This window comes from Streptomyces sp. P9-A4 (assembly GCF_036634195.1).
GTDB lineage: Bacteria > Actinomycetota > Actinomycetes > Streptomycetales > Streptomycetaceae > Streptomyces.
The window spans coordinates 114721-137807 of the sequence record NZ_JAZIFY010000001.1 but is presented as its reverse complement, the minus strand read 5'-3'; the positions used below and the strand labels follow the sequence as shown (position 1 = coordinate 137807).

The 23087-nt window shown below is 73.7% G+C and carries 20 protein-coding genes; 11 read left to right on the top strand and 9 right to left on the bottom strand.

Annotated elements, in window-relative coordinates; genetic code table 11:
• Window positions 1–10: 10 nt before the first annotated feature.
• Complete coding sequence (locus V4Y03_RS00650) at window positions 11–1441, bottom strand: SWIM zinc finger family protein (RefSeq protein ID WP_332433507.1); 1431 nt, start codon at window positions 1439–1441, stop codon at window positions 11–13.
• Complete coding sequence (locus V4Y03_RS00645) at window positions 1438–4467, bottom strand: DEAD/DEAH box helicase (protein WP_332433506.1); 3030 nt, start codon at window positions 4465–4467, stop codon at window positions 1438–1440. Before V4Y03_RS00645 ends, V4Y03_RS00650 begins: the two co-directional genes overlap by 4 nt.
• 250 nt (window positions 4468–4717) lie before the next feature.
• Between V4Y03_RS00645 and V4Y03_RS00640 the strand changes: the two genes are divergently transcribed.
• Together V4Y03_RS00640 and V4Y03_RS00635 are read left to right on the top strand one after the other, a co-directional pair.
• Entirely contained in the window at window positions 4718–5806 is a 1089-nt protein-coding gene (locus tag V4Y03_RS00640; protein ID WP_332433505.1) for a fatty acid desaturase family protein, read from the top strand.
• Window positions 5807–5903: 97 nt separating this feature from the next.
• Window positions 5904–6449, top strand: a complete 546-nt coding sequence (locus V4Y03_RS00635) for an MOSC domain-containing protein (RefSeq protein WP_332433504.1) — start codon at window positions 5904–5906, stop codon at window positions 6447–6449.
• A 139-nt stretch (window positions 6450–6588) separates the two neighbouring features.
• On the opposite strand, the gene V4Y03_RS00630 is transcribed toward V4Y03_RS00635, so the two are convergent.
• The 6 genes from V4Y03_RS00630 to V4Y03_RS00605 all read right to left on the bottom strand — a co-directional run bounded on the left by V4Y03_RS00630 (window position 6589) and on the right by V4Y03_RS00605 (window position 12920).
• Window positions 6589–7965 carry a tannase/feruloyl esterase family alpha/beta hydrolase gene (locus tag V4Y03_RS00630; RefSeq protein WP_332433503.1) on the bottom strand — a complete coding sequence of 459 codons (1377 nt, stop codon included), beginning with the start codon at window positions 7963–7965 and terminating at the stop codon, window positions 6589–6591.
• A 187-nt stretch (window positions 7966–8152) separates the two neighbouring features.
• Window positions 8153–9028, bottom strand: a complete 876-nt coding sequence (locus tag V4Y03_RS00625) for a hypothetical protein (RefSeq protein WP_332433502.1) — start codon at window positions 9026–9028, stop codon at window positions 8153–8155.
• A 113-nt stretch (window positions 9029–9141) separates the two neighbouring features.
• Window positions 9142–9477 (bottom strand): hypothetical protein, encoded by a 336-nt coding sequence (locus tag V4Y03_RS00620; RefSeq protein WP_332433501.1) that lies wholly within the window; start codon window positions 9475–9477, stop codon window positions 9142–9144.
• Between the two features lie 118 nt (window positions 9478–9595).
• On the bottom strand, window positions 9596–11548 hold the full coding sequence (locus tag V4Y03_RS00615) for a bifunctional serine/threonine-protein kinase/glutamate ABC transporter substrate-binding protein (protein ID WP_443079852.1): 1953 nt from the start codon (window positions 11546–11548) through the stop codon (window positions 9596–9598).
• 216 nt (window positions 11549–11764) lie between these two features.
• Entirely contained in the window at window positions 11765–12157 is a 393-nt protein-coding gene (locus tag V4Y03_RS00610) for an InlB B-repeat-containing protein (RefSeq protein ID WP_332433499.1), read from the bottom strand.
• Window positions 12158–12311: 154 nt separating this feature from the next.
• A complete protein-coding gene (locus V4Y03_RS00605) occupies window positions 12312–12920 on the bottom strand; it encodes a class I SAM-dependent methyltransferase (RefSeq protein WP_332433498.1) in 609 nt (202 codons plus the stop codon).
• A gap of 151 nt (window positions 12921–13071) precedes the next feature.
• On the opposite strand from V4Y03_RS00605, the gene V4Y03_RS00600 reads away from it, so the two are divergent.
• The 5 genes from V4Y03_RS00600 to V4Y03_RS00580 all read left to right on the top strand — a co-directional run bounded on the left by V4Y03_RS00600 (window position 13072) and on the right by V4Y03_RS00580 (window position 18614).
• Window positions 13072–13905 carry an MHYT domain-containing protein gene (locus V4Y03_RS00600; protein ID WP_317878858.1) on the top strand — a complete coding sequence of 278 codons (834 nt, stop codon included), beginning with the start codon at window positions 13072–13074 and terminating at the stop codon, window positions 13903–13905.
• Between the two features lie 130 nt (window positions 13906–14035).
• On the top strand, window positions 14036–17152 hold the full coding sequence (locus tag V4Y03_RS00595; RefSeq protein WP_443079697.1) for a nitrate- and nitrite sensing domain-containing protein: 3117 nt from the start codon (window positions 14036–14038) through the stop codon (window positions 17150–17152).
• On the top strand, window positions 17149–17583 hold the full coding sequence (locus V4Y03_RS00590) for a roadblock/LC7 domain-containing protein (RefSeq protein WP_317875288.1): 435 nt from the start codon (window positions 17149–17151) through the stop codon (window positions 17581–17583). The genes V4Y03_RS00595 and V4Y03_RS00590 overlap by 4 nt, the downstream gene beginning before the upstream one ends.
• A 13-nt stretch (window positions 17584–17596) precedes the next feature.
• Window positions 17597–18013, top strand: coding sequence for a DUF742 domain-containing protein (locus tag V4Y03_RS00585; RefSeq protein ID WP_056568539.1), 417 nt, complete (start codon window positions 17597–17599; stop codon window positions 18011–18013).
• Window positions 17994–18614, top strand: a complete 621-nt coding sequence (locus V4Y03_RS00580) for a GTP-binding protein (protein ID WP_332433497.1) — start codon at window positions 17994–17996, stop codon at window positions 18612–18614. The genes V4Y03_RS00585 and V4Y03_RS00580 overlap by 20 nt, the downstream gene beginning before the upstream one ends.
• Window positions 18615–18649: 35 nt before the next feature.
• On the opposite strand, the gene V4Y03_RS00575 is transcribed toward V4Y03_RS00580, so the two are convergent.
• A complete protein-coding gene (locus V4Y03_RS00575; RefSeq protein WP_317875290.1) occupies window positions 18650–19075 on the bottom strand; it encodes a PPOX class F420-dependent oxidoreductase in 426 nt (141 codons plus the stop codon).
• A 151-nt stretch (window positions 19076–19226) separates the two neighbouring features.
• On the opposite strand from V4Y03_RS00575, the gene V4Y03_RS00570 reads away from it, so the two are divergent.
• From V4Y03_RS00570 to V4Y03_RS00555, 4 genes are all read left to right on the top strand, one after another.
• Window positions 19227–19640, top strand: a complete 414-nt coding sequence (locus V4Y03_RS00570) for a roadblock/LC7 domain-containing protein (RefSeq protein WP_317875291.1) — start codon at window positions 19227–19229, stop codon at window positions 19638–19640.
• A gap of 164 nt (window positions 19641–19804) precedes the next feature.
• Complete coding sequence (locus V4Y03_RS00565) at window positions 19805–20926, top strand: DUF6397 family protein (protein WP_332433496.1); 1122 nt, start codon at window positions 19805–19807, stop codon at window positions 20924–20926.
• Window positions 20927–21016: 90 nt separating this feature from the next.
• Window positions 21017–22564: an ATP-dependent DNA ligase gene (locus V4Y03_RS00560; RefSeq protein ID WP_332433495.1), complete on the top strand. Its 1548-nt coding sequence runs from the start codon at window positions 21017–21019 to the stop codon at window positions 22562–22564.
• A 120-nt stretch (window positions 22565–22684) separates the two neighbouring features.
• Entirely contained in the window at window positions 22685–23062 is a 378-nt protein-coding gene (locus V4Y03_RS00555) for a hypothetical protein (protein WP_317875294.1), read from the top strand.
• The last annotated feature ends 25 nt before the right edge of the window (window positions 23063–23087 follow it).

Genomic DNA, 23087 nt, shown 5'->3' with positions numbered 1-23087 from the left:
CCGATTCCCGTCACCCAGCGGCTCCAGCCGGACCCGCACCCGCACCCGCTCCAGGCGCACCGGCCGCGAACGCCGTCGCCAGGGCCGTCGCCGGGTCACGGTCCGGCGGCCCCGCGGGCGACCAGCGCGCACCCGACTTGAGGTAGGGCCACCAGCGCCCGTCCTCGCCGAACCGCAGCTGCGCCTCCGCACCCACCACCGTCCACCGCGCGCCGCCCGCCCGCCGCAGCGCGGGCCGGTCGCCGTCCTCCCAGGCCTCCGCGAGCCGGGCCCCGGCCCGCGCCAGCGCGTCCGCGTCCGGCGCCCACTCCTCCTCCAGCACGGCGAGGGCGGCGGCGCCACCGAACCGCCACGCGCGCGTGGCCAGGTCCAGGTCCGTCCGCGACCGCCCCGAACCGGAGGCCAGCCGGGTCGTGATCCACGGCACGGGGGAGTCGGCCGCGAGCCGCACCGCGTCCTGAGCAACCGTCAGGGGCGGTACCCCGCCCGGCAGAACTGCCGTCGTCGCTGCCGTCGTCGGAGGCACCCCCTCAGGCCCCGGCACGACAGGCCCGAGCGCCTCGCCCCCCAGCAGCTCCCCGAGCAACCGGTGCGCGCGGGCCGCCGCGTCCGTCGCCAGGAACTCCAGCGCCGTCGGATCGACCCCCGGCTCGGGATCCGTCTCGGTGTCCAGCGACGGCGAGCGGCCGGGCGAGCCCGCCGCGACCGGCGGCGCGGGCAGCGGCGGCAGCAGGAACCCGGCTGCGTAGGCCTCCTCGGCCGACACACCGGGCATGCCACCGACACCCTCGGAAGCGTCGGCCCCCGGCGTGTCGTCGCCCCCGTCCGCCCCGTCTCCGCCACGCGCGCCCCGCACCGCACGCGAGGTGCTGCGCGCCTGTAGCTCCTCGAGCAGCGTGCGCTCGCCGCGTCCCCGTACCAGCAGCAGGACGAAGGGGTCCTCGTCGAGCAGGCGCGCCACCTGGTAGGAGAGCGCGGTGGTGTGCCGACAGTGGTCCCACGCCTCGCAGCCACATTGCGGGTCCAGGTCACCGATCCCCGGCAGCAGGTCGAGTCCGACCCCGGACGCGTCCTCCACGAGGTGCGGCGGCATCTCCCGGTCGAGGAGCGCCGCGATGTGCCCCGCGCTGTCCACGGCCAGGTCGAGGAGCCGATCCCACTCCTCTTCCGAGAACTCCCGTACCAGCACGTCGCTGCGGTACGCCGTGCCGTCACGGTCCTTGACCACCGCGGTGATCCGGCCGGGCCGGACCGACACCGCGCCCACCGCTCCCGCGCGCGCGTGCCGCCGTCCAGCCTTGAGCTGCTGGCCGTCGAGCGCGGTGTCCTCCAGGGCCTTGAGCCAGGCCAGGCCCCACCAGGTCCTGGCGAAGGCGGCGCCCCGCGCGGGCGGCAGCGCCGCGAACGTCCGCTCGTCGCCCTCGTGTCCGTACCCGCTCATCGTCCGTCCCCCCGCAGTCGTACGAGCTCCGCCAGTTCGGCGTCGGTCAGTTCGGTCAGCTCCGGCGGGGTGTCCCCGCCCGTCCCGAGGACGGTGTCCGCCAGCTCCCGTTTGCGGTCGAGCATGGTCGCGATCCGGTCCTCGATCGTCCCTTCGGCGATCAGCCGGTGGACCTGCACCGGCCGGTCCTGCCCGATCCGGTACGCGCGGTCGGTGGCCTGGGCCTCGACGGCCGGGTTCCACCAGCGGTCGTAGTGCACCACGTGCTCGGCGCGCGTGAGGTTGAGGCCCGTGCCCGCCGCCTTCAGGGAGAGCAGGAAGACCGGCACCTCGCCGTTCTGGAAGCGGGCGACCATCGCCTCCCGCTGGGCCACCGGGGTCCCGCCGTGCAGGAACTGCGTCCGTACGCCCCGCGCCGCGAGATGCGTTTCCAGCAGCCGGGCCATCCCCACGTACTGGGTGAAGACCAGGGTGCACGCGCCTTCGGCGAGGATCGTGTCGAGGAGTTCGTCGAGCAGTTCGAGCTTGCCCGAACGGCCCTCGATCCTCGGGCTGTCCTCCTTGAGGTACTGGGCGGGGTGGTTGCAGATCTGCTTGAGACCGGTCAGCAGCTTCACGACGAGGCCACGGCGCGCCATGCCGTCGGCCTCGGCGATCGCCGCCAGGGTCTCCCGTACGACCGCCTCGTACAGGCCGGCCTGTTCCGGAGTGAGCGAGACCGCCCTGTCGGTCTCCGTCTTCGGTGGCAGCTCGGGTGCGATGCCGGGGTCCGACTTGCGGCGGCGCAGCAGGAACGGGCGGACGAGCGTGGCGAGTCGCCCGGCCGCGGCCGGGTCCGTGCCGCCCTCCACGGCGGAGGCGAACCGGGTCCGGAACGCGCCCAGACCACCGAGCAGCCCCGGTGTGGTCCAGTCGAGGATCGCCCACAGCTCGGAGAGGTTGTTCTCGACCGGTGTGCCGGACAGCGCCACGCGTGCGCGTGCCCCGATGGTCCGCAGCTGGCGTGCCGTCGCCGAGTACGGGTTCTTGACGTGCTGGGCCTCGTCCGCGACGACGAGCCCCCAGGTCCGCGCGGCGAGCCGTGCGGCGTCGAGCCGCATGGTGCCGTACGTCGTCAGGACGAAGCCCTCGTCGGCGAGGTCCTCCGGAGTGCGGGAGGCGCCGTGGAATCGGCGTACCGGGGTGCCGGGCGCGAACTTCTCGATCTCGCGCTGCCAGTTGCCCATGAGGGAGGTCGGGCAGACGACCAGGGTGGGCCCGGCGGTGGCCGGATCGGACTGCCGGTGCAGATGCAGGGCGATCACGGTGATGGTCTTGCCGAGCCCCATGTCGTCTGCGAGGCAGCCCCCGAGGCCGAGGGAGGTCATCCGGTGCAGCCAGTCGAGTCCGCGCAGCTGGTAGTCGCGCAGCGTCGCGGCGAGCGCCGGGGGCTGGGCGACCTCGGTCCTGCCGCCCTCCGGCTCGGCGAGCCGCTCCCGCAGCCGCTCGAGCCAGCCGGTCGCCGCCACCTCGACGGGCTTTCCGTCGATCTCGGTGGTGCCGGTGAGGACGGCCGAGAGGGCGTCCACCGGGGTGAGTTTCCGGTCCTGCTGCGAGCGGGCCCGGCGCACCTCGGCGGGGTCGACGAGCACCCAGCGGTCACGGAGCCGCACGAGAGGCCGTCCGGCCTCCGCGAGCCGGTCCAGCTCGGCCCGGGTCAACTCGTGCTCACCCACGGCGAAACGCCAGTTGAAGCCGAGCAGGGCGTCGGCGGAGAGGAAGGAGGGGAGGGCGGCGGAGGAGGAACCGGCGGAGAAGCCGTTCCCGTTCCCCGTGCCGTCGCCGAAACCGTCGTCGGTGTCCGAGCCTGCGCCCGCGTCCGAGCGTTCGCCCGTGCCCGAACCGTCGCCGGGGCCCGCGCCGTGCGTCTCGCCGTCCACCGGGCCGATCACCGCGCTCGCGGTCAGCCGGTCCGCGAGTTCGCGCGGCCAGTGCACCTGGACGCCGGCCGCCGCGAGCGCGGGGCCCGCCCGGCCGAGCAGTTCCGCGACCTCCTCGTCGGCGAGTTCGACGGTGTCGGGTACGGCCGCGGACAGGAGCGGTGCCAGCGGCGACCAGGCGCGGGCGGCGCGGCGGAGCGACAGGAGGGCGTCCATCCGGGCCCGGGGACCGAACGCGGCGGCGGTCCGTCCGGAGCCCGCCCACACCTCCGCCGCGTCCGCGACCAGCGTCGGGTCGGCGACGTCGTGCAGTTGCAGGACGGCGCGGAAGGCGGGTGCGTCCTGCGCCTCGGCGGTGAAGCCGGGGAGCTCGAGCCGGAGCGAGAGCCGCACGCCGGCGTCGTGCACGGCCGCCACGTCGGCGGCCCAGGCCCGCTGCTCGGGGACGGTCTGCGGTTCCTCGGCGGCGAAGGCCGCCCCGCCGGCCGCGAGGGGGGCCGCCGGAGTACGGGGCAGCGTGTCCGCCACCGCGTCCGCGAAGGCGCGGAGCAGCGCCTCGGGCTCGGGAAGCAGTTCCGGGGACGGAGGTACGGCGGCCGGGGACAGCGGAACGGCGTTCGATGACAGCGGTACGGCGTGGGCGGTGGGGGGCATCGAGGCGGCGAGCGTGCGCAGCTCCGCCAGCTCGCCGGGGCCGAGCGGACCGGCCCGCCAGGCGTCGTGGTCGCCGGGGGTGAGGCCGGGCAGGAGCAGACCGCGCGCGACGAGGTCGAGGGCGAGGAGGGAGGCCGCACCCCAGAAGGCGGCGGCGGGCGAGGCGGTGTCCGAGAACCGCGCACGGGCGAGCAGCGGCAGGGCGTCCCGCACGGAGAGGGTGTACGCGGGGACGGTCACGGCCCTGAGGCTCTCGCCGTCCACGACGGTGAGTTCGGCGGGGTCGTGAGGGGCGGCGTCCGGCAGCGGCTCGCCGTCCGGGGACCAGAAGGCGATCCGGCCGGCGCGGGGCGGGTCGGCGGGGAGGAAGACGGCGGAGTGGCGGGCGAGTTCGCGGGTGGGTTCCTGGACGGGTTCGCGGGCCGAATCATCGGGTCCGTGCGACAGCGACAACGCATTCCTCAAATTTGACTACCTGAAGACTGAGCGGCCGAGGATACCTCATCGGAACCATCCGATGTGCCGCGTTTCCATGTGATCCACGCCACCCTTTCGCGGGGTGGGGGTCGCCCTACCCCGTGCCCCCGGGGCGTCCCCCGCCCGGGACGGGTGGTGACGCCATGGCTCGGGACGATCACCGATCCGTACGTTCTTTCCAGGCGCCCAGCCGCTGATCCACCCACGGACGAATCCGGAGCCCGCCATGTCCCAGGCAACCGTTCTGCCCCCACCCGCCGCCCCCGTCGTGGCGCCCGCTCGTGTCCGGGGCGGCAGCGAGTTCACCCCGCTCCTGCGGACGGTCAGGGAACAGGGCCTCCTGGAGCACCGCCCCTGGTGGTACGCCCGGGGCATCGCCGTCAACCTCCTCGGCATCGCCGCAGTGGTCGCCGGACTCGCCCTGATAGGCCCCTCCTGGTGGGCCCTGCCCCTCGCCGTACCCCTCGCGCTGCTCTCCGCGCGGGTCGCCTTCGTCGGCCACGACGCCGGCCACGCCCAGATCACGGCCGACCGGAAGGTGAGCCGGATCGTCCAGCTCGTGCACGCCAACCTGCTCCTCGGCATGAGCCGGGAGTGGTGGAACGACAAGCACAACCGCCATCACGCCCACCCGAACCACCTCGACAAGGACCCGGACGTCGCCGCCGACATCCTCGTCTTCGCCGAGCACCAAACGGCAGGCCGCTCGGGCCTGCGCGGCTTCCTCACCCGCCACCAGGCCTGGCTGTTCTTCCCGCTGACGACCCTGGAGGGCTTCGCGCTCAAGTTGTACGGGGTCCAGGCCCTGCTCGCGAAGGACGGCCCCTGCCGCACCCGGCGCGAGCGGCTCGTCGAGGGCGGGCTGCTCCTCGCCCACTTCGCGGGGTACGCGGCCCTGCTGCTCACCCTCCTCACCCCGGCCCAGGCCCTCGTCTTCGCCCTCCTCCACCAGATGCTGTTCGGTGTGCACCTGGGCATGGCCTTCGCCCCCAACCACAAGGGCATGGAGCGGCCCGACGAGCACGCCGACGGCGACAGCTGGGGTCATCTGCGGCGCCAGGTGCTCACCTCGCGCAACATCCGCGGCGGCGTCCTGACTGACTGGTTCCTCGGCGGTCTCAACTACCAGGTCGAGCACCACCTCTTCCCGAGCATGCCGCGCCCGCACCTGCGCCTCGCCCAGCCGGCCGTCCGGGCGCACTGTGCCGCGCTGGGCGTCCCGTACACGGAGACCGGGTTCGTGGACTCGTACCGCCAGGCCCTGGGTCATCTGCACGAGGTGGGCGCGCCGCTGCGGTCCGAGTGGGCCGAGTAGGGTCGGAGCCGATCACCAGTGGTGTGATCATCGGTTCGGTGCCCGGCGGTGTCGGTGGAACGGGCCGACGGAAAGCGGAGAAGGGGAGCTTCTCGCCATGAGCGACGCCAGGGTCACCACGGTCAGCAGCAACGGCACGTACTCGTTCACCAAGCCCAACAGGGAGGGCATCACCCTCCTCGCCGGGCTGGGAGTGGAAGGCGACATCCACGCCGGTGTGACGGTCAAGCACCGGTCCCGCGTCGCGAAGGACCCGACCGTGCCGAACCTGCGTCAGGTCCACCTCATCCACGGCGAACTGTTCGACGAGGTCGCCGGCGCCGGCTTCGAAGTCGCTCCCGGTGACCTCGGCGAGAACATCACGACCCGGGGGATCGACCTCCTCGCCCTGCCGACCGGCACGCTCCTCCACCTCGGGGCCGAGGCCGTCGTCGAGGTCACCGGACTGCGCAATCCGTGCGCGCAGATCGACAACTTCCGTCACGGACTGCTGAAGCAGGTCCTCGGCCGCGACGAGAACGGCGAGATCGTACGCAAGGCGGGGATCATGAGCGTCGTCCTGACCGGCGGGGAGGTGCGGCCCGGCGACCCCGTCCGGGTCGAGCTTCCGGCGGAGCCGTACCGGCCGCTGCGGAGGGTCTGACCGGACCGGACTGAAAGCGACCCGGACTGAAAAGTCCCGGACCTGTTCGGGCTGAAGCGGCCCGGTCCGGTCCGGACTCACGCGGCTCGGACCGGTCCGGAAGGGGCCGGACCGGTCCGCAGAGTCCTTCCCGCCGCCCTCAGCCCTCCAGTGCGCAGGAATTGACCACGTCACCGCTCGTGGGCCGGAAGATCGTCCGGTCGGAGGGCGGATCCGTGCCCTCCTCGACCCAGCGCGTCAGCGCCTCGAACGCGGAGCGGTAGCACGGCAGGATCGGGCGCAGCCGGTCCGGATGGGTGTCGTACAGCCCGTCGGTGTGCGTCCCGCCCTGCACCGTGTAGTACCGGTGCAGCGGGGCACGGCCCCGTCCGTCGATCATCCGCGCGTACACGTCGGAGTCGGTGGCGATGGGCAGCAGGGTGTCCAGATCGCCGTGGAGCGTGATGAGCGGCTTGCCGATCCGCCCCGTGAGCGCGACCTTCGCGACCGCGCGGTGGACGGACGCGGGCCGGGAGGCGTAGTCGTACGAGGCGTCCGAGGCGCAGGGAGCGAAGATCTGCTCCACGGTCCCGCCGGCCGTCGCACCCGGGCACGCCGGGTCGTACGAGGGGTCGAACTCGGCCCGGAAGATCTTCTGCGTCAGCCCCCAGTACGCCTTCTCGTGGTACGGCCACAGGAACCGCGACCCCGGCGCGAAGCCCGCCCCGATCAGATCCTCGTCGGTGGCCCGCCCCAGGGACCTGGCCACCGTCACCGGGAGGCTCGTCAGGAGGTTGGGGCCGCGTGTCGTCCACAGCACGCCCTCCCAGTCGACGCCGCCGTCGTACAGCTCAGGCCGGTTCTCCAGCTGCCAGCGCGTCAGATAGCCGCCGTTGGAGATCCCGGTCATGTAGGTGCGCTCGGGCGCCCGGCCGTAGCGCTGACGTGCGGCCTTCTTGGCGGCTCGGGTCAGCTCGGTCACCCGGCGGTTCCACTCGGCGACCGCGTCGCCGGGCCCCCGGCCGTCGGTGAAGAAGTCAGGACCGGTGTTCCCCTTGTCGGTGGCGGCGTACGCGAAGCCCCGGGAGAGCACCTGGTCGGAGATGAGCGCGTCCGTGGAGTACTGACGGCGGGTGCCCGGCGCGCCGGTGACGACGAGCCCGCCGTTCCAGTGGTCGGGCAGCCGGATGACGAACTGGGCGTCGTGGGCCCAGCCGTGGGTGGCGTTGAGGCGGGAGTCGTCGGGGAAGTGGCCGTCGATCTGGACGCCCGGCACGCCCGAGGGGTTACGGGTCCCCAGGGCGGCCAGCCCGGCCTGGTCCGTCATGTCGGTGTACGGGGTTCCCGCGAGCCCGGCGGTCGTCAGGTCGTCGAGGCAGGCGGACTGCTGGCGTTCGGCACCGGGCACCCGGAGCCGGTCCTGCCCGGCGCAGTGCGCGGCGGGCCGCTCCTGCGCCCCGGCGGGGCTCGCAGGGGCCAGGACGGTGACCCCGGTCAGGAGCGCGGCGAGCAGGGAGACGCCTGGGAACAGGCGCATGGTGGGCCTCCGGTGGGACGGTGGGAAGGATGCGGCACCACACGAGGCAGCGGCGCATCACGCGGCGCCACATCGTGCGGCGCTCCCGTGCCACCGGGCCATGTCTTGGGACCACATCTCCGAACGCCGTCCCATGGGGATTCCATGAGCACCGTCGGGCCGAGCCGCGTCCTGGACCCCGGCTCGCTCAGGACGGGCGTACGGCCATCGCGTCGAGCGCCATGAGAAGCGCGGGGAGCCGTGTTCCCCGCGCTACCGGTAGCACCTCGCGCGGCAGCTCGTCGAGGAGGACGAAGGCCATGTCGCCGGTCCGGGCCACCAGGGACCAGCCGGGTCCGTCCGCGCGCAGGGTCCGGACACCCGCGTCGGCAGCCGAGTCGGACCGCACCCGGCCGACCGGCGGCGGTTCCTCCAGGTAGCGGTGGAGCTCGTCGAGTGCCCTGCGGACGCCGTCGTACGGGTCCGGAACGACGTCGCCGGAGGAAGCCGCCTCCGCCTCACCCGCCGCCTCCGCCGCACCTGCCGCGCCCGCCGGGCCGCCCGCGGGCTCCGAGAACGTCCCGTCGTCGTTCACCTGGGACCGCCACGCCGACCACTGGAGCGCCACCTCGTCGGCGCCCAGTCGCCGCTGGGCCGCCCCCCACTCCTCGCCCAAGGGCGGGGACAGCGGGGCGGGAGCGCCCTCCTCCGGTTCCGGGTCGTGCGGGGCGGGCACGCCCGGGGCTCGGGTGGCCACGGGCAGCGGCCAGCCCGGCAGCCCCGCGACCACCGAGCGTTCGTCGGGGGAGAGGTCGTAGGCCATGCCGCAGTCCCAGGAGGAGATGGCCACCGCGACCAGCGACACGTCGTCGACGACGACCGTCCACCGCGCCCCGAGCCCGTCCTGGCCGAACACGAGCCCGTACCCCTCCTCGTACGGCGCCAATCCCAGTGCCGCGCACGCCGACGGGTAGTCGTCTCCGAGGACGCTCGGGAAACGCGCGGGCGTCAGCAGCGCCGCGGTCAGCACGAACAACGCGTCGTCGTCGCCGTCGGCCTCGGCGATCGGGTCCGTGCCAGCCACAGAGGCCTCCCCATCTGGTCGTCGGGCGCACCTTAACCAGTCAGTAGGGAGACCTGTCCATAGCCCGGCACCGTGAGCTGTGTCGCCGACCCGGCGCCCCGCGCGCCCACGGTCTACGCGTCACCCGCCGTCCGGCGTACCGGCTCCTCCTTGAGACCGAGCAGCGAGCGCGCCACCGCGCGGGGGGACTCGTTCCGTTCCCGCGCGAGCGTGAGCAGGGCCCGGCAGGCCAACTCGTTGACGCCGAACGACAGCATCCCGGGGGAGACCAGGCTCGCCGCCTCCTCGGCCCGCGCCGGGTCGTCCTCGGCGCACGCGGCCACGTACTCCGCCGCGGCCTCGAAGAGGTTGTGCCCCTGCCGGGGCCGCACGGGCGCCGAGGCGGTGGCCTCAGGCGTCCGGCGGGCGGCGGGAAGGAGCCTGCGCAGTCTTTCGGGTACTCGTGCCACGCCCCACCGCCTCTCCCGGGCAGGACTGCCCGGCACCTCCACCGTAGACAGTGAAGTGCCGTGACAGAAGGGTGCGTTGGTGGTGAACACCGGGGAACCGCGTGCCGCCCCCGGTGGCCTACTCCGGGTTCGGAGGGGTGTCCGTGCGCACGAGCGGAAGGTTCTTCTCCATGGCTCTGCGCCAGGAACCGTCGTCGATCATCCGCTTCAGCGCGGTGGTGAGCCGCGCGCGGAGCGGGCTCCCCTTGGGGAGGCCGATGCCGTAGCGCTCCTCGCTGACGGGGAAACCGGCGAGCCTGAACCGGCCCTTGAACTCCTCCTGCGCCGCGTAGCCGGCCAGTAGGGCGTCGTCGGTGGTGACGGCGTCGACGCCGCCCGAGGCCAGCTCACTGATGCACCGCGAGTAGGTGTCGTACGTCACGACCTCGGCCCGGGGTGCGAGGTTCGTCCGGATCAGGAGCACGGGAGTGGAGCCGGTGACCGCGCAGACCTTCTTGCCGTTGAGGTCCGTCCGCGTCGTCACGGAGGCGTCGTCCGCCCGCACCAGGACGTCCTGGTGGGCGACGAGATAGGGGCCGACGAAGTCGACCTGTCGCTTCCGCGCCTCGTTGATCGTGTACGTGGCCACGACGAGGTCCACGTCGCCGCCCGAGAGGGCGGACTCCCGGGTGGAGCTCAGGACCTCCTTCCAGGTGATGGCGGCCGGGTCGTGGCCGAGCGCGCGGGCGAGGTAGGTGGCGACGTCCACGTCGAGCCCCGCGTACGTACCGTCCGGCTTCTTCCACCCCAGGCCGGGCTGGTCGGACTTGACGCCGATGGTGAGGGGACCGGCCCCGCCGGACGGCGTCGTCGACGCGCCCGTGGACGGGGCTGGGGAGGACGGCTCCTGGCCGCCGGACTTGCCCGCCGTGCGGTCGCGGCCGTCGCCCTCCGGGTCGCCGCCCGGAAGGAGGTTCCAGACGAGGACTCCGCTCAGGGCGACGACGACGGCCCCGGCGCCCGCGAACACCGCACCGCGCCGCTTCCGGGGCGCGGGCGGCCCGGTGGGACCGCCCGGCACCGGCGGCCCGGTGGGACCTTCCGGCACCGGCACCGGCACCGACGCGGGGCGGTGCGGCGCCGCGGTATGGGTGACGGCGTAGGCGAAGGGCACCGGTCCGACCACCTCGGAGCCCGGCGGGACCGCGTCCCTCGGCTCGCCCTCGAAGTCTCGGGGCGCGCCGTTCCCACCCGGACCCTGAACCTCAGGTCCAGGGTGAAGGTGAACGTCAGGTGGAGACACCGGCGGCGACGGCACCCCGGCGCCGACCGCCGCGACCTCCGCCAGCATCCGGTCGAACGACTCCGCGTCGGGGCGCGCCGCCGGGTCCCGTACCAGCACCCGTGTCAGGACCGGTGTGAGCGCCCCTGCGCGCCGGGGCACCGGTACGTCCTCGCCGAGGACGGCCGCGAGCGTGGCGAGGGTGTTGGCGCGCCGCAGCGGGTGGTGGCCCTCCACGGCGACGTACAGGGTCATGGCCAGCGACCAGAGATCGGCGGCCGGTCCGCCCTCCTCGCCGCCGACCCGCTCGGGCGCCATGAACTCGGGCGTGCCGATGATCGAACCGGCGGCCGTGAGGGCGGTGGCCCCCTGGAGCGCGGCGATGCCGAAGTCGGTGAGGACGGGCAGGCCGTCCGGACTGAGCAGGACGTTCGCGGGTTTGATGTCCCGGTGCTGGATGCCCACCGCGTGGGCGGCCCGCAGCCCGTCGAGGATGCCGCGCCCCAGCACGGCCGCCTCGCCGACGCCGAGCGCGCCCCGGTCCAGCCGGTCCTGGAGCGACCCGCCGGAGACGAGTTCCATGACGAGCCAGGGGTACGTGCCCTCGCCGCCGTCCACGATGTGGTGAATGGTCACCACCCGGGGGTGCGCCACGCGGGCGAGCGCGCGTGCCTCGCGCAGGACCCGGATGCGGAGTTCCCGGGCACCCTCGGGGTCGTACTCGGCGAGCGCGGGGTCGGGCGGGCGCACCTCCTTGAGCGCCACCTCGCGGTGCAGCGCCAGGTCCCGCGCCCTCCACACGGTCCCCATGCCGCCCCCGCCGAGCCGTGCCACCAGCTCGAACCGACCGTCGACCACCCGTGCCACCCGCAGCCCCCTCACCCCGATGCGGACCCCGGCGGCGACGTGGTGGGTCCCGCGCTGTCGGGCCCTCGCCCCGCCCTCCCGACTCTGCCACATCCGCCACACCCGGCAGGGGCATCCGGCCGGAACGAGGGTGGCCGGTACGGCGGGGCCGCTCCGGGCTCACGCCCGGCCGAACACCGCCGTCAGGGTGTGCCCGGTCTCCTCGAAGGTGACCGCCGTCTCCCCGCCGTTCCGGTCCTCGTCGCCCTCGTACGGCTTCCCGTCCAGCAGCCAGTCGACGAAGACGAACCCGGGGTCGGGCACCGCCGTCGCGATGACCGTGTCGCCGTCCGCGTACGGGCCGTCCTGCGACGTGTTCGTGGTGGTCCGTTCGCCGGTGTCCGGGCTGAGCGCCCCCGCGGCCACGGCCGCCCGCACGTCCCGCTCGTGCGCGGCCGCGCAGGAGGCGCCGGCCCCACCGCCGTCCCGTGCCGGAACGAAGCCGGTGACGGTGGTGACTCCCAGCACCATCGCCCCGAGCGCCACACTGCCCGTCCATCTGTAGCGGGCCATCTCTTCCTCCTGCTTCCCGGGGTACCTGTTCCGCGTGCGCCTGGTTCTGTGGGCGGCGAGCCGGGCGGGAGGCGTCTCGTACGGGCGGCGTTTTGTGCGTCCGGCGTGTCGTGCGTGCGGCGTGTCGCGCGGGCGCGGGAGGGCCGCGCGCGGCTCAGTGCTCCCGCACGGCCGTCGCCAGATAGCGGGCGTCCTCGTCGACGTAGCTGACGAGCCGCCAGCCCGCCTCGGCCAGCACCGGTCCGAGCCGGGGTTCGGCGCGCAGGTCGTCCGGGGTGATCCGGCGGCCGTGTCGGGCGGCGAGCGCGGCTCGGCCGATCGGGTGAAAGAGCGCGAGCCGGCCGCCGGGCCGTACGACACGGGCGAGTTCCCGCAGATCGGCGACGGGGTTGGCCAGGTGCGAGACCAGCCCCGCTCCGAAGACCGCGTGGAGCGCGCCGTCGCGCACCGGCAGCCGGCCGACGTCGGCGAGCAGCAGCGTGGCGGTTCCGGTCGACCCTCCACGCCCGGCGAGCGCGGCCTGTTCGAGCATCTCGGGGGTGAGGTCGGCGCCGAGCACGATGCCCGTGGGACCCACGGCGGCACGGAGGGGCGGGAGCGCGCGCCCGGTCCCGCAGCCGGCGTCCAGTACGGCGTCTCCGGGACGCAGCCCGAGCTCGTTCACGGCGGCGGCGTACGCGGGCCCGTCGTCGGGGAACCGGGTGTCCCAGTCGGCGGCGCGGGAACCGAAGAACTCTCGTACGTGTGTGGGGTCATCGCTCATGCGCACATGATTCCGTACCCGGAGGGGTGAACGTTCTGTGTGCTCGTTCGAGCTCGGCCCGATCGTTCGGAACCATCTCTCTGTCATATTCCAGCAGCTTTCGAAATGCGCCCCTTATGCGCCCCCTGATGCGCACTAGCGTCCCTGAGCCATGGGACACCTGGACCACGCCACCTTCGGCTGGCTGACACCTGCACTCTCGTACGCGATGGCCTGCGTCGGCGCCGCCCTCGGGCTGCGCTGCACCGTACGGGCACTCGACGCGACGGGCCGTTCGCGCCGGAACTGGCTCCTCACCGCGGCCTCCGCGATCGGCACCGGTATCTGGACGATGCACTTCGTGGCGATGCTCGGCTTCGGTGTGACCGGTACCGACATCCGCTACGACGTGCCGCTCACCATCCTCAGCCTCGTCATCGCGATGGCCGTCGTCGGCGTCGGCGTGTTCGCCGTCGGCTACGGCCGCGACCGCGTGCGCTCGCTCCTGATCGGAGGGCTGACCACTGGCGTCGGCGTGGCGAGCATGCACTACATGGGCATGGCCGCGCTTCGGCTCCACGGCGAGGTGCGCTTCGACCCCGTACTCGTCGGCCTCTCCGTCGTCATCGCCGTCGTCGCCGCCACCGCGGCGCTCTGGGCGGCCCTCAACATCCACTCGCCCGCCGCCGTGGCCGTCGCCTCGCTCGTCATGGGCGCGGCCGTCAGCAGCATGCACTACACGGGTATGTTCGCCGTACGCGTGGACGTGGCCCCCTCCGGCGCGGCCCTGCCCGGCGCCACGGTCATGCAGTTCATCTTCCCGCTCGCCGTCGGCCTCGGCTCGTACCTCTTCATCACCTCCGCCTTCGTCGCGCTTTCCCCGACGGCCAAGGAACGGGCCGCGTACGCCTCCGCCGGCCGCCTCACCGAGCCCGACGAGCGCGCGGTGGACGTCGCGCCCCCGGGTTTCCGCATCGCGCAGCCGGTCCGCACGCCGACGAACTGACCGACACGGGCGTTCGAGGAGGCCATGAGGGCCCGCCGAGGCGGGAGACCTCGCTGGATTCGACGATGCGCGGATTCCTGAACCGCAGACCCACCGCACCAGAGACAGCCACAGCCGGAACGAGGAGGCCATGCGAACTCCCCGCAGGACCAAGGACGTCGAGGCGTCGGCGACGCCGCCATCGGCGACCGCACGCGGGCGGCGCGCGCACGCAGGGCCGCCCGCCGACGAACCGGGGGAACACGCCCTCGGTACACCGGCCGGAGCGGCCGGGCACCCCGTACCGGACGGGCGCGGTGACGCGCGCCGTGACGGACTCCGCAACGAGCGCCGTGACGGACACGGTGACGGATCCCGCGGCGAGCGCCGTGACGAGGACACTGACGGGCTCAGGACCGACGGCGCCGCTTACACCGCCGACACCGCCGACAGGGCCGTCTCCGCCGGTACACCCGTCGGCACCGCGCGCCGCCCGCGCCCCATGCGCCACGGCCTGCGCCCCCGTACCGTCCGCGCCAAGGTCGTCTCGCTCCTGATGGTCCCGGTGGTCTCGCTCCTCGCGCTCTGGGGCTTCGCCACCGTCACCACCGCCCAGGACATCGCCCGGCTCCGTCAGCTCCAAAGCGTCGAAGCCGAGATCCGTGAACCCGTGACGGCGGCCATCGGCGCACTCCAGGCCGAGCGGCGCGCCGCGGTACGGCAGGTCGCGGCCCCCGGCGCCACCCGGGCAGCCGAGCTCAAGGACCGGATCCGCCGCACGGACGAGGCCGTCGACCGCCTCCGCCTCGACGGCACGCACACCGTCGGCGACTCCGGGGACCTGCCCGGCGATGTCGGCGACCGGGTGTCCGCGTTCGTCGGCGGGGTCGAGGGCCTCGCCCGGCTCCGTACCGCCGCGGCCGACGGACGCGCCGACTGGGACCAGGTGTACGCGGAGTACACCACCGCCGTCTCCGCCGGTTTCGCCGTCGGCGGCGCCCTCACCGGCATCCAGGACGCCCAGCAGGGCTCCGACGCGCGCGTGCTCCTGGAATTCGGTCGAGCGGGCGAGATGCTCTCCCGCGAGGACGCCCTGCTCACCTCCGCGCAGCTCGCGGGCCGGTTCACGGAGGACCACCTCCGTGCCTTCTCCGGCGCCGTCGAGACCCGGCGTACGCTCATCGCCTCGGCCACCGCCGACCTGCCCGCCGCGCCACGCGCCGCCTGGGCCCGGCTCGCCGCCGGCGGCGACCACACCCGACTCACCAAGGCCGAGGACCGCGTCCGCGCCGCGAGCCCCGGCCGGCCCGCCGCCCAGGCCGTCACCTCCATGGACTGGGACGACACCCTCGCCGCCGTACGGAGCGGACTCACCGCGATCGAGACCGACGCGCGCACCTCGGAGGCCGACCGCGTCGAACCCTTCGCCGGCGGCGTCCTCAGCGCGGGCGGCGCCGCGGTCGTCCTCGGCCTCGCCGCCGTCGCCGCCTCCCTCGTCATCTCCGTGCGGATCGGCCGCGGCCTCGTCGTCGAGCTGGTCAGCCTCCGCAACACCGCGCTCGGCATCGCGCGCGGCAAACTCCCCGCCGCCATGCGCCGCCTGCGCGCCGGCGAGGAGATCGACGTCCATGCCGAGGCACCCCGGGGCCCGGTCTCCCAGGACGAGATCGGCCAGGTCGGAGAGGCCCTGACCACCGTCCACCGAGCGGCACTCTCCGCCGCGGTCGAACGCGCCGAACTCGCCAGCGGCATCTCCGGAGTCTTCGTCAACCTCGCACGCCGCAGCCAGGTCCTCGTCCACCGCCAGCTGAACCTCCTGGACAGCATGGAACGGCGCGCCGACGACCCCAACGAACTCGGTGACCTCTTCCGGCTCGACCACCTCACCACCCGGATGCGCCGCCACGCCGAGAGCCTCATCATCCTGTCGGGAGCGGCTCCCGGCCGAGCCTGGCGGATGCCCGTCCCCCTGACCAACGTCGTGCGCGCCGCCGTGTCCGAAATCGAGGACTACGCGCGCGTGGAGGTACGTCGGCTCCCCGAGACGGCCGTGGTCGGCGGCGCGGTGGCCGACCTCACCCACCTCCTCGCCGAACTCATCGAGAACGCCGCCCAGTTCTCCCCGCCCCACACCAAGGTGCGCGTCAGCGGCGAGCCCGTCGGCAACGGCTACGCCCTGGAGATCGAGGACCGTGGACTCGGCATGGGCAAGGAGACCCTCGCCGAGGCCAACGCCCGCATCGCCCAGTCCGAGGCCCTGGACCTCTTCGACAGCGACCGGCTCGGTCTGTTCGTGGTCAGCCGGCTCTCCTCCCGCCACGACATCAAGGTCCAGCTGAGGACCTCCCCGTACGGCGGCACGACGGCGGTCGTCCTGCTCCCGACGGACCTCCTCCAGGGCGCTCTGCCGCCGGGCCGCAGCGCGTCGGCGCCCGGCCCCGACGGCCCGCACGCGCGCGATACCCGCGCTTCCGGCACCGGCACGGTGTCCGATTCCGGCCGCTCCGTCTCCGGCCCTCCCGGCCTTCCCTTCCCGCGTCTGTCCGACGACCCTCGTACGGATGCCTCGCGGGCCGCCCGTGAGCGCGAGGAGGCGCACCGCGCCGAGGCCCGTCGCTTCGGCCGCCCCCAGGTGCCGCGTCCGTCGGGCCAGGCCGGTCCACCGGCCGGGGGCGGTCCCGTCATCACCGGGGGAGCTCCCGGAGGCCCCGTATCGGCCCCGCGCGGGGCCACCCCGCAACCGCCGGTCGGAGGGCTGCCCGGATTCCGGCCCCAGGATGCGACCGCCCTGCAGGCCCCGACCGCCCCGCAGGCCCCGGCCGCGCCGAGGACCCCGCCCGTCTCCCGCCCGCAGTCCCTGACGCGCCCGACCGCGGTGCCCGCGCTCGCGCCGCCGGAGTCGGGCCCACCGCCCGCCGGGGTCACCGAGCTGCGCCGGCGCGGTCCCTCCGTACCGCCGTCGACCCGGGAGGGGCCCGCGCCGCAGCCCGGCCCGACCCGTCACGGCGACCAGGAGGGCGAACTGCCCCGCCGCGTACGGCAGGCGAGCCTCGTGCCGCAGTTGCGCGAGGCACCCGCCCCGGCACCGGTGTTCGTACCGGTCGCGCCCGACACGGACGCGCGTACCCCGGAGCAGGTCAGGGACCGGATGACCGCCTACCGGGAGGGGTGGCGCCGGGGCGGCGGCCCGGCGCCCGGAAGCAGACGCCCCCTCGGCCCCGGCACGACCCCCCTCGACAACCACGGCTCTGAAGGAGACCACGCATGATCGACCACGAGAGGATCTCCCACCACCGGTCCGGCGAGCTCGACTGGCTCCTCGACGACCTCGTCATGCGGGTCCGGGAGGTCCGCCACACCGTGGTGCTCTCCAACGACGGCCTCGCCGTCGGAGCCTCCAGCGGGCTCAGCCGCGAGGACGCCGAGCACCTCGCGGCCATCGCCTCCGGTTTCCACAGCCTCGCGAAGGGCGCCGGACGGCAGTTCCACACCGGCGGGGTCCGGCAGACCATGGTCGAGATGGACGACGGCTTCCTCTTCGTCGCGGCGGCGGGCGACGGTTCCTGCCTCGCCGTCCTCAGCTCCGTGAGCGCCGACATCGGCCTCATCGCCTACGAGATGGCCCGCCTCGTCAAACGCGTCGGCGAGCACCTCCACACCCCGCCGCGGCTCACAGTGAGCCCGCCGGCCGCCGGCTGACCCGGAGAGAACCATGAACGAGGACAGCGCCGGCGCCGGCCCGACCACGCCGGGCAGTCAGTGGTACGACGCCGAGGCCGGACCGCTCGTACGCCCGTACGCGATGACCGGCGGACGCACCAAGCCGGGTCCCAGCAACGTACGGTTCGACCTCATCGCGCTCGTCGTCGTGGACGACGATCCGCCCGGACCGGCCGAGGAGTCCCTCCTCGGCCCCGAGCACCGCTCCCTGCTGGCCCTGTGCCGGGCGGAGACGCAGTCGGTCGCCGAACTCTCCGCCGACGCCGACCTGCCCGTCGGCGTCGTCCGGGTCCTCCTCGGCGACCTGCTCGAATCGGGCTTCGTGCGCGTCAGCCGACCGGTACCACCCGCACAGCTCCCTGACGAAAGAATCCTGAGGGAAGTAATCGATGGCCTACGAGCGCTCTGAGAACAGCGGCGGGGACGAGGGAGCGGACACCACCGCCCTCGCCCTGAAGATCCTGGTCGCCGGAGGATTCGGCGTGGGCAAGACCACCCTGGTCGGCGCCGTGAGCGAGATCCGGCCCCTGCGCACCGAGGAACAGCTCAGCCGCGCGGGGGAGTCGGTCGACGACACCGGGGGAGTAGACCAGAAGACGACCACGACCGTCGCCATGGACTTCGGCCGGATCACCATCCGCTCGGGGCTCTCCCTCTACCTGTTCGGCACGCCAGGACAGGACAGGTTCTGGTTCCTGTGGGACGAGCTGTCACAGGGCGCCCTCGGAGCCGTCGTCCTCGCGGACACCCGCCGCCTGGAGGACTGCTTTCCGGCGGTCGACTACTTCGAGCACCGGAAGATCCCCTTCGTGGTCGCCGTGAACTGCTTCACGGGCGCGCGTACGTACGGCGCGGCAGACGTCTCCCGCGCCCTCGACCTGGACCGGGGCACACCCGTGGTGCTGTGCGACGCACGCGATCGGGACTCGGGGAAGGAAGTCCTCATCCGCCTGGTCGAATACGCGGGCCGCATGCACACGGCCCGACTCCTGGACACGGTGACACGGTGAGCTGAACGGACACCGGGACCCGACCGGAGCCGTACCTAGTCGGCGACACCGCTTTCGGCGGTCACCTTCTCGATGCGGAAGCGGACGAGGAGTTCGCTCGGGACCGCGTTGCGCTCCCCGAACTCGTCCGCCCGGTCCTCGCCCATGTAGCGCGCGCCGATGCGGCCGGCCCAGTGGCGCAACGCGACCGGGTCCTCGTCGAGTTCGGCACGACCGCGCAGCGAGACGAACGCGAAGGGCGGCGTGTCGTCGTCGACGCACAGCGAGGCCCGCCCGTCGCGGGCGAGGTTGCGGCCTTTCACCGTGTCCTTGCCCGTGTTGAACACGATGTCGTCGCCGTCGAGCAGGAACCAGATCGGCACGACATGGGGGCTGCCGTCGTCGCGGACGGTCGCGAGCTTGCCCGTCCGGGTCCCCTCGGACACGAAGGCCCGCCACTGATCGCCGCTCATCTTCGTCATGTCCCCATCCTGCGGCACGCGCGAGCGTGATGCAGTGCTTGCCCCGTTCACGACAGTGCGTAAGGCTTGCGGCGATACGGCGGACCACGGCGGCCCGGGACCACGGGAATCCGGGCCGAAGGGGACGCAACGGCTAGGGGGAGGACCACTGATGGCACTGGACAAGGGACTTGACTGGCTGCTCGACGACCTGACCCAACGCGTCGGGTACATACGACACGCGCTCGTGCTGTCGAACGACGGCCTGGTGACGGGCGCGAGCAGCGGCCTCGTACGGGAGGACGCCGAGCATCTGGCGGCCGTCTCCTCGGGCCTGCACAGCCTCGCCCGGGGCTCCGGCCGGCACTTCCGGGCGGGCAGGGCGCGGCAGACGATGGTGGAGTTCGACGAGGCACTGCTCTTCGTCACGGCGGCGGGCGAGGGCAGCTGCCTGTGCGTCCTGAGTGCGGCCGAGGCGGACGTCGGCCAGGTGGCGTACGAGATGACGCTGCTGGTCAACCGGGTGGGCGAACACCTCGGTGTGGCGGCGCGGCAGCCCGGGGGGCCGGGCGGCGGCCTGCTCTGACGCCCTCGGGGCACTTCTCCTGAAACAGCTGTCGTCCGACCGTTGTCCACAGACGGTTATCCACAGGTCGTGCAGCTGTCGTCACTCTGAGTTACCTTCGTGGTGATGGGTCCGAGGGATTCGCGCCACGGAGAGAACACGGATGTACGGGGGAGGGCCACAGGATGACGGTCGACGAAGGTACGAACACGGTGACGCCGGGGCGGGCCGCGCTGGAGCTGGAACTGAGGCGTGACGAGTTCCAGCTCGCGGTCCAGCTCGGCCTGGTCAGGGCGGCGTCGGTGGGAGAGGGCGGGCGGCCGAGGGTCGAGCAGCGCGAGCTCGACCGGCTCAGGGCCGCGCCGGACTTCCCCTCCGGCCTCCGCGAACGGGTGCGGGCGGTCGGCACCGGGGAGGCCGCCGCGCTCCTGGACATCACTCCGGAGCGCTTCACGAAGCTGGCCCGGACCGGACACCTCAGCCCGGCCCGCTTCTCCCTGAACCGCTACCGGGCGGTGGTGTGGAGCTACCTGGCGGAGGAGGTCGCCGAGTTCGGCCTGACCTGCCCGGCGTTGCTCACAGGCCGCCTCCCTCTGGAACTCCGCGAGCGTCTCGCCGCGCACGAGGACCGGCGGCCGAGGAACTGGCGGGCCCGCAGGCTCGCGGTGCAGCTCCGCGCCGCCGACGACCCTTGGGCGCGGGCGGCGGCCATCGCCTCCCTCCTCGACCCGGTCCAGGTGGCCGAGGTGGTCGACGATCCGTACGAACGCAATCACCTCTACCTGCTGCGCCCACCACCGCCGCCGGGGCTGCCCGTGCGGGCGGCGGCACGGGAGGTCGCCGATCGGCTCACACGGGCCGACGACCCGGACGAGATCCTCTGGCACCGGCTGAGTCTGGCCCTGGCCCTGGACGAGGCACGCGAGGGCCGGCCGGCTCCGTATCCCGGTGAGGTGGTCCCATCGCGCGGAGCGGGTGGTCCGGGTGCTCCCCGCGAGCCGGGCGCGGAAGTCTCGTGGGTCTCGGCGGCGCGGTGGGCACGCGCCGGGGTGAGGGAGGGGACGGGAGCACCGGGGACGCTGACGCCTTTGACGTCCGCTTCGCCGCCGTCCTTCTCTCCGCCTGGGGCCGCGGCTCCGTCCGAGGTGGGGGAGGCGGTGTCGGACGGGCGGCCGCTGGCGGTCGAGCGGCCACCCAGCCGGGCGGCGGCACGAGTCAGGCTGCTCGACCGGCTCCGGCGCAGGAGGGCCGAGGGGGCCGCCCGACGTGCCGAAGGGAGGAGGCGTCGCCCGGTGTCCTGGCCCTGACGCTCCCACGCGACGGAGCACGACGGCGCCGACGGTGCCGATGCTGCGGGTCGGCATGCGGCGGAGGCGGGGTGTGGGGACGATGGGTCCATGCTGCTCGCCCGTCTCGCGGAGGTGTCCCGGGAGGTCGCCGCCACCTCCGCGCGCTCACGCAAGATCGCGCTGCTCGCCGAGCTGTTCGCTGAGGCCGCGCCCGAGGAGAGCCCTCTGGTCATCGCCTACCTCTCGGGGCGCCTCCCGCAGGGGCGGATCGGAATCGGGTGGAGCGTCCTCAAGGACCTCGTGCCCCCGGTCGTCCCGGCCGTCGAACAGCCGGGGCTCACGCTCCGGCAGGTCGACGGGGTGATGGCGGAACTCGCCGCGGTCTCAGGAGCGGGCGCCCGGGCACAGCGGTCACGGCTGGTGCGCAGTCTGTTCGTCGCCGCCACCCGTGACGAGCAGGACCTCCTGCTGCGACTGCTGACCGGCGAGGTGCGTCAAGGGGCCCTCGACGCCGTCGCCCTGGAGGGCGTCGCGCGGGCGGCCGCCGTGCCCGCGGCAGAACTCCGGCGCGCCGTCATGGTCGAAGGGTCGCTGCCCCCGGTCGCCCAGGCCGTCCTGGCCGAGGGGGCCACCGCGCTCGACCGGTTCACCCTGCGGGTCGGCAACCCGGTGCAGCCCATGCTGGCGCACACCGCCGCGTCCGTCACCGAGGCGGTCGCCGCGCTCGGCCCCTGCGTCGTGGAGGAGAAGCTCGACGGCATCAGGATCCAGGTCCACCGGAGCGGTGACGACGTCCGCGTCCACACCCGCTCCCTCGACGACATCACCGACCGGCTCCCGGAGGTGGTCGTGACCGCTCGCGCCGTGGGCGCGGACGCGTTCATCCTGGACGGTGAGGTGATCGCCCTCGACCCGGACACGGGGCGCCCGGTCTCCTTCCAGTCCATCGCCGGCAGGGTGGGTTCCCGCTCCGACGTCACCGGCGCCAGCGCCGCGCTGCCCCTCGTACCCGTCTTCTTCGACGTCCTCGCGGTCGACGGCGAGGGCCTGATCGACCGGCCGGGGCGGGAACGGCACGCCGTGCTGGCCCGGCTGCTCCCCGCCTCCCAACGGGTCCGCCGTCTCGTCGTGACCGATCCCGCCGAACCGGCGCAGACCGAGGCCGCCGAGCGGTTCTTCGCCGACACCTTGACCCGTGGGCACGAAGGAGTCCTCGTGAAGGCCCTCGACGCGCCGTACGTCGCCGGCCGGAGGGGGCGCACCTGGCTGAAGGTGAAGCCGGTCCACACCGTGGATCTCGTCGTCCTCGGCGTCGAACGGGGCCACGGACGCAGGACGGGGCTCCTCTCCAATCTCCACCTCGGAGCCCGCACCGCCGACGGCGGGTTCGTCATGCTCGGCAAGACCTTCAAAGGTCTCACCGACGAGATGCTGCGGTGGCAGACCGAACGGCTACGTGAACTCGCCGTGGAGGACGACGGATTCACCGTACGGGTGCGGCCCGAACTCGTCGTGGAGATTGCGTACGACGGGCTCCAGGCCTCGACGCGCTACCCGGCCGGCGTCACCCTGCGCTTCGCCCGCGTCGTACGCCACCGCCCCGACAAGCCGGCCGCCGAGGCCGACACGATCGAGGAGATCACCGGGCGCCGCTGACGCGGGGAGGGGCGGGCCTCGCGGGACGGGGCGCCGAGAGGGATGCTGGACACGTGCCACGACGAGCGGCCGGTACGGCGGGCGCGGGGGCGCCCCGCGCGACCGGTGGGCCGCGAGGAGATGAGCGACGTGTACGAAACGCACATCGACACCGACGTCAGCGTGCAGCTCAGCGAATGCTGCCGCGAGGACGCCCAGGCCGTCTTCGACGTCCTCGACGGTGTCTACCAGCTGGAGGACATGACGAACCCGAGCCCGCAGATGGCCACGGGACCGGCCACCACCGTCTGGACGGCCACCTTCGACACGGCCGCCGGCCGGCACCAGGAGGTGCGGCCCACCCATCTGTCCGCCCTGGTCGGCGCCACACTCACCGGTGGCTATCACGCCGTCGACGAGGTCGAGAAGGTGCTCGCCGCAGGCTTCGACATCCAGTCCATGCAGTCCGTCTCCGGTGACCAGGAGACCGAGGCCCGACTGCTGCTCGCCTCCCGCTGAGCGGAAGGTCCGAACTCCCCGGACG

Excerpts from the sequence above, each read along its gene's own strand:
- V4Y03_RS00650 (WP_332433507.1), bottom strand. The coding sequence starts at position 1,441 with ATGAGCGGGTACGGACACGAGGGCGACGAGCGGACGTTCGCGGCGCTG.
- V4Y03_RS00640 (WP_332433505.1), top strand. The coding sequence starts at position 4,718 with ATGTCCCAGGCAACCGTTCTGCCCCCACCCGCCGCCCCCGTCGTGGCG.
- V4Y03_RS00635 (WP_332433504.1), top strand. The coding sequence starts at position 5,904 with ATGAGCGACGCCAGGGTCACCACGGTCAGCAGCAACGGCACGTACTCG.
- V4Y03_RS00630 (WP_332433503.1), bottom strand. The coding sequence starts at position 7,965 with ATGCGCCTGTTCCCAGGCGTCTCCCTGCTCGCCGCGCTCCTGACCGGG.
- V4Y03_RS00615 (WP_443079852.1), bottom strand. The coding sequence starts at position 11,548 with ATGGGGACCGTGTGGAGGGCGCGGGACCTGGCGCTGCACCGCGAGGTG.
- V4Y03_RS00610 (WP_332433499.1), bottom strand. The coding sequence starts at position 12,157 with ATGGCCCGCTACAGATGGACGGGCAGTGTGGCGCTCGGGGCGATGGTG.
- V4Y03_RS00605 (WP_332433498.1), bottom strand. The coding sequence starts at position 12,920 with ATGAGCGATGACCCCACACACGTACGAGAGTTCTTCGGTTCCCGCGCC.
- V4Y03_RS00600 (WP_317878858.1), top strand. The coding sequence starts at position 13,072 with ATGGGACACCTGGACCACGCCACCTTCGGCTGGCTGACACCTGCACTC.
- V4Y03_RS00595 (WP_443079697.1), top strand. The coding sequence starts at position 14,036 with ATGCGAACTCCCCGCAGGACCAAGGACGTCGAGGCGTCGGCGACGCCG.
- V4Y03_RS00590 (WP_317875288.1), top strand. The coding sequence starts at position 17,149 with ATGATCGACCACGAGAGGATCTCCCACCACCGGTCCGGCGAGCTCGAC.
- V4Y03_RS00585 (WP_056568539.1), top strand. The coding sequence starts at position 17,597 with ATGAACGAGGACAGCGCCGGCGCCGGCCCGACCACGCCGGGCAGTCAG.
- V4Y03_RS00580 (WP_332433497.1), top strand. The coding sequence starts at position 17,994 with ATGGCCTACGAGCGCTCTGAGAACAGCGGCGGGGACGAGGGAGCGGAC.
- V4Y03_RS00575 (WP_317875290.1), bottom strand. The coding sequence starts at position 19,075 with ATGACGAAGATGAGCGGCGATCAGTGGCGGGCCTTCGTGTCCGAGGGG.
- V4Y03_RS00570 (WP_317875291.1), top strand. The coding sequence starts at position 19,227 with ATGGCACTGGACAAGGGACTTGACTGGCTGCTCGACGACCTGACCCAA.
- V4Y03_RS00565 (WP_332433496.1), top strand. The coding sequence starts at position 19,805 with ATGACGGTCGACGAAGGTACGAACACGGTGACGCCGGGGCGGGCCGCG.
- V4Y03_RS00560 (WP_332433495.1), top strand. The coding sequence starts at position 21,017 with ATGCTGCTCGCCCGTCTCGCGGAGGTGTCCCGGGAGGTCGCCGCCACC.
- V4Y03_RS00555 (WP_317875294.1), top strand. The coding sequence starts at position 22,685 with ATGAGCGACGTGTACGAAACGCACATCGACACCGACGTCAGCGTGCAG.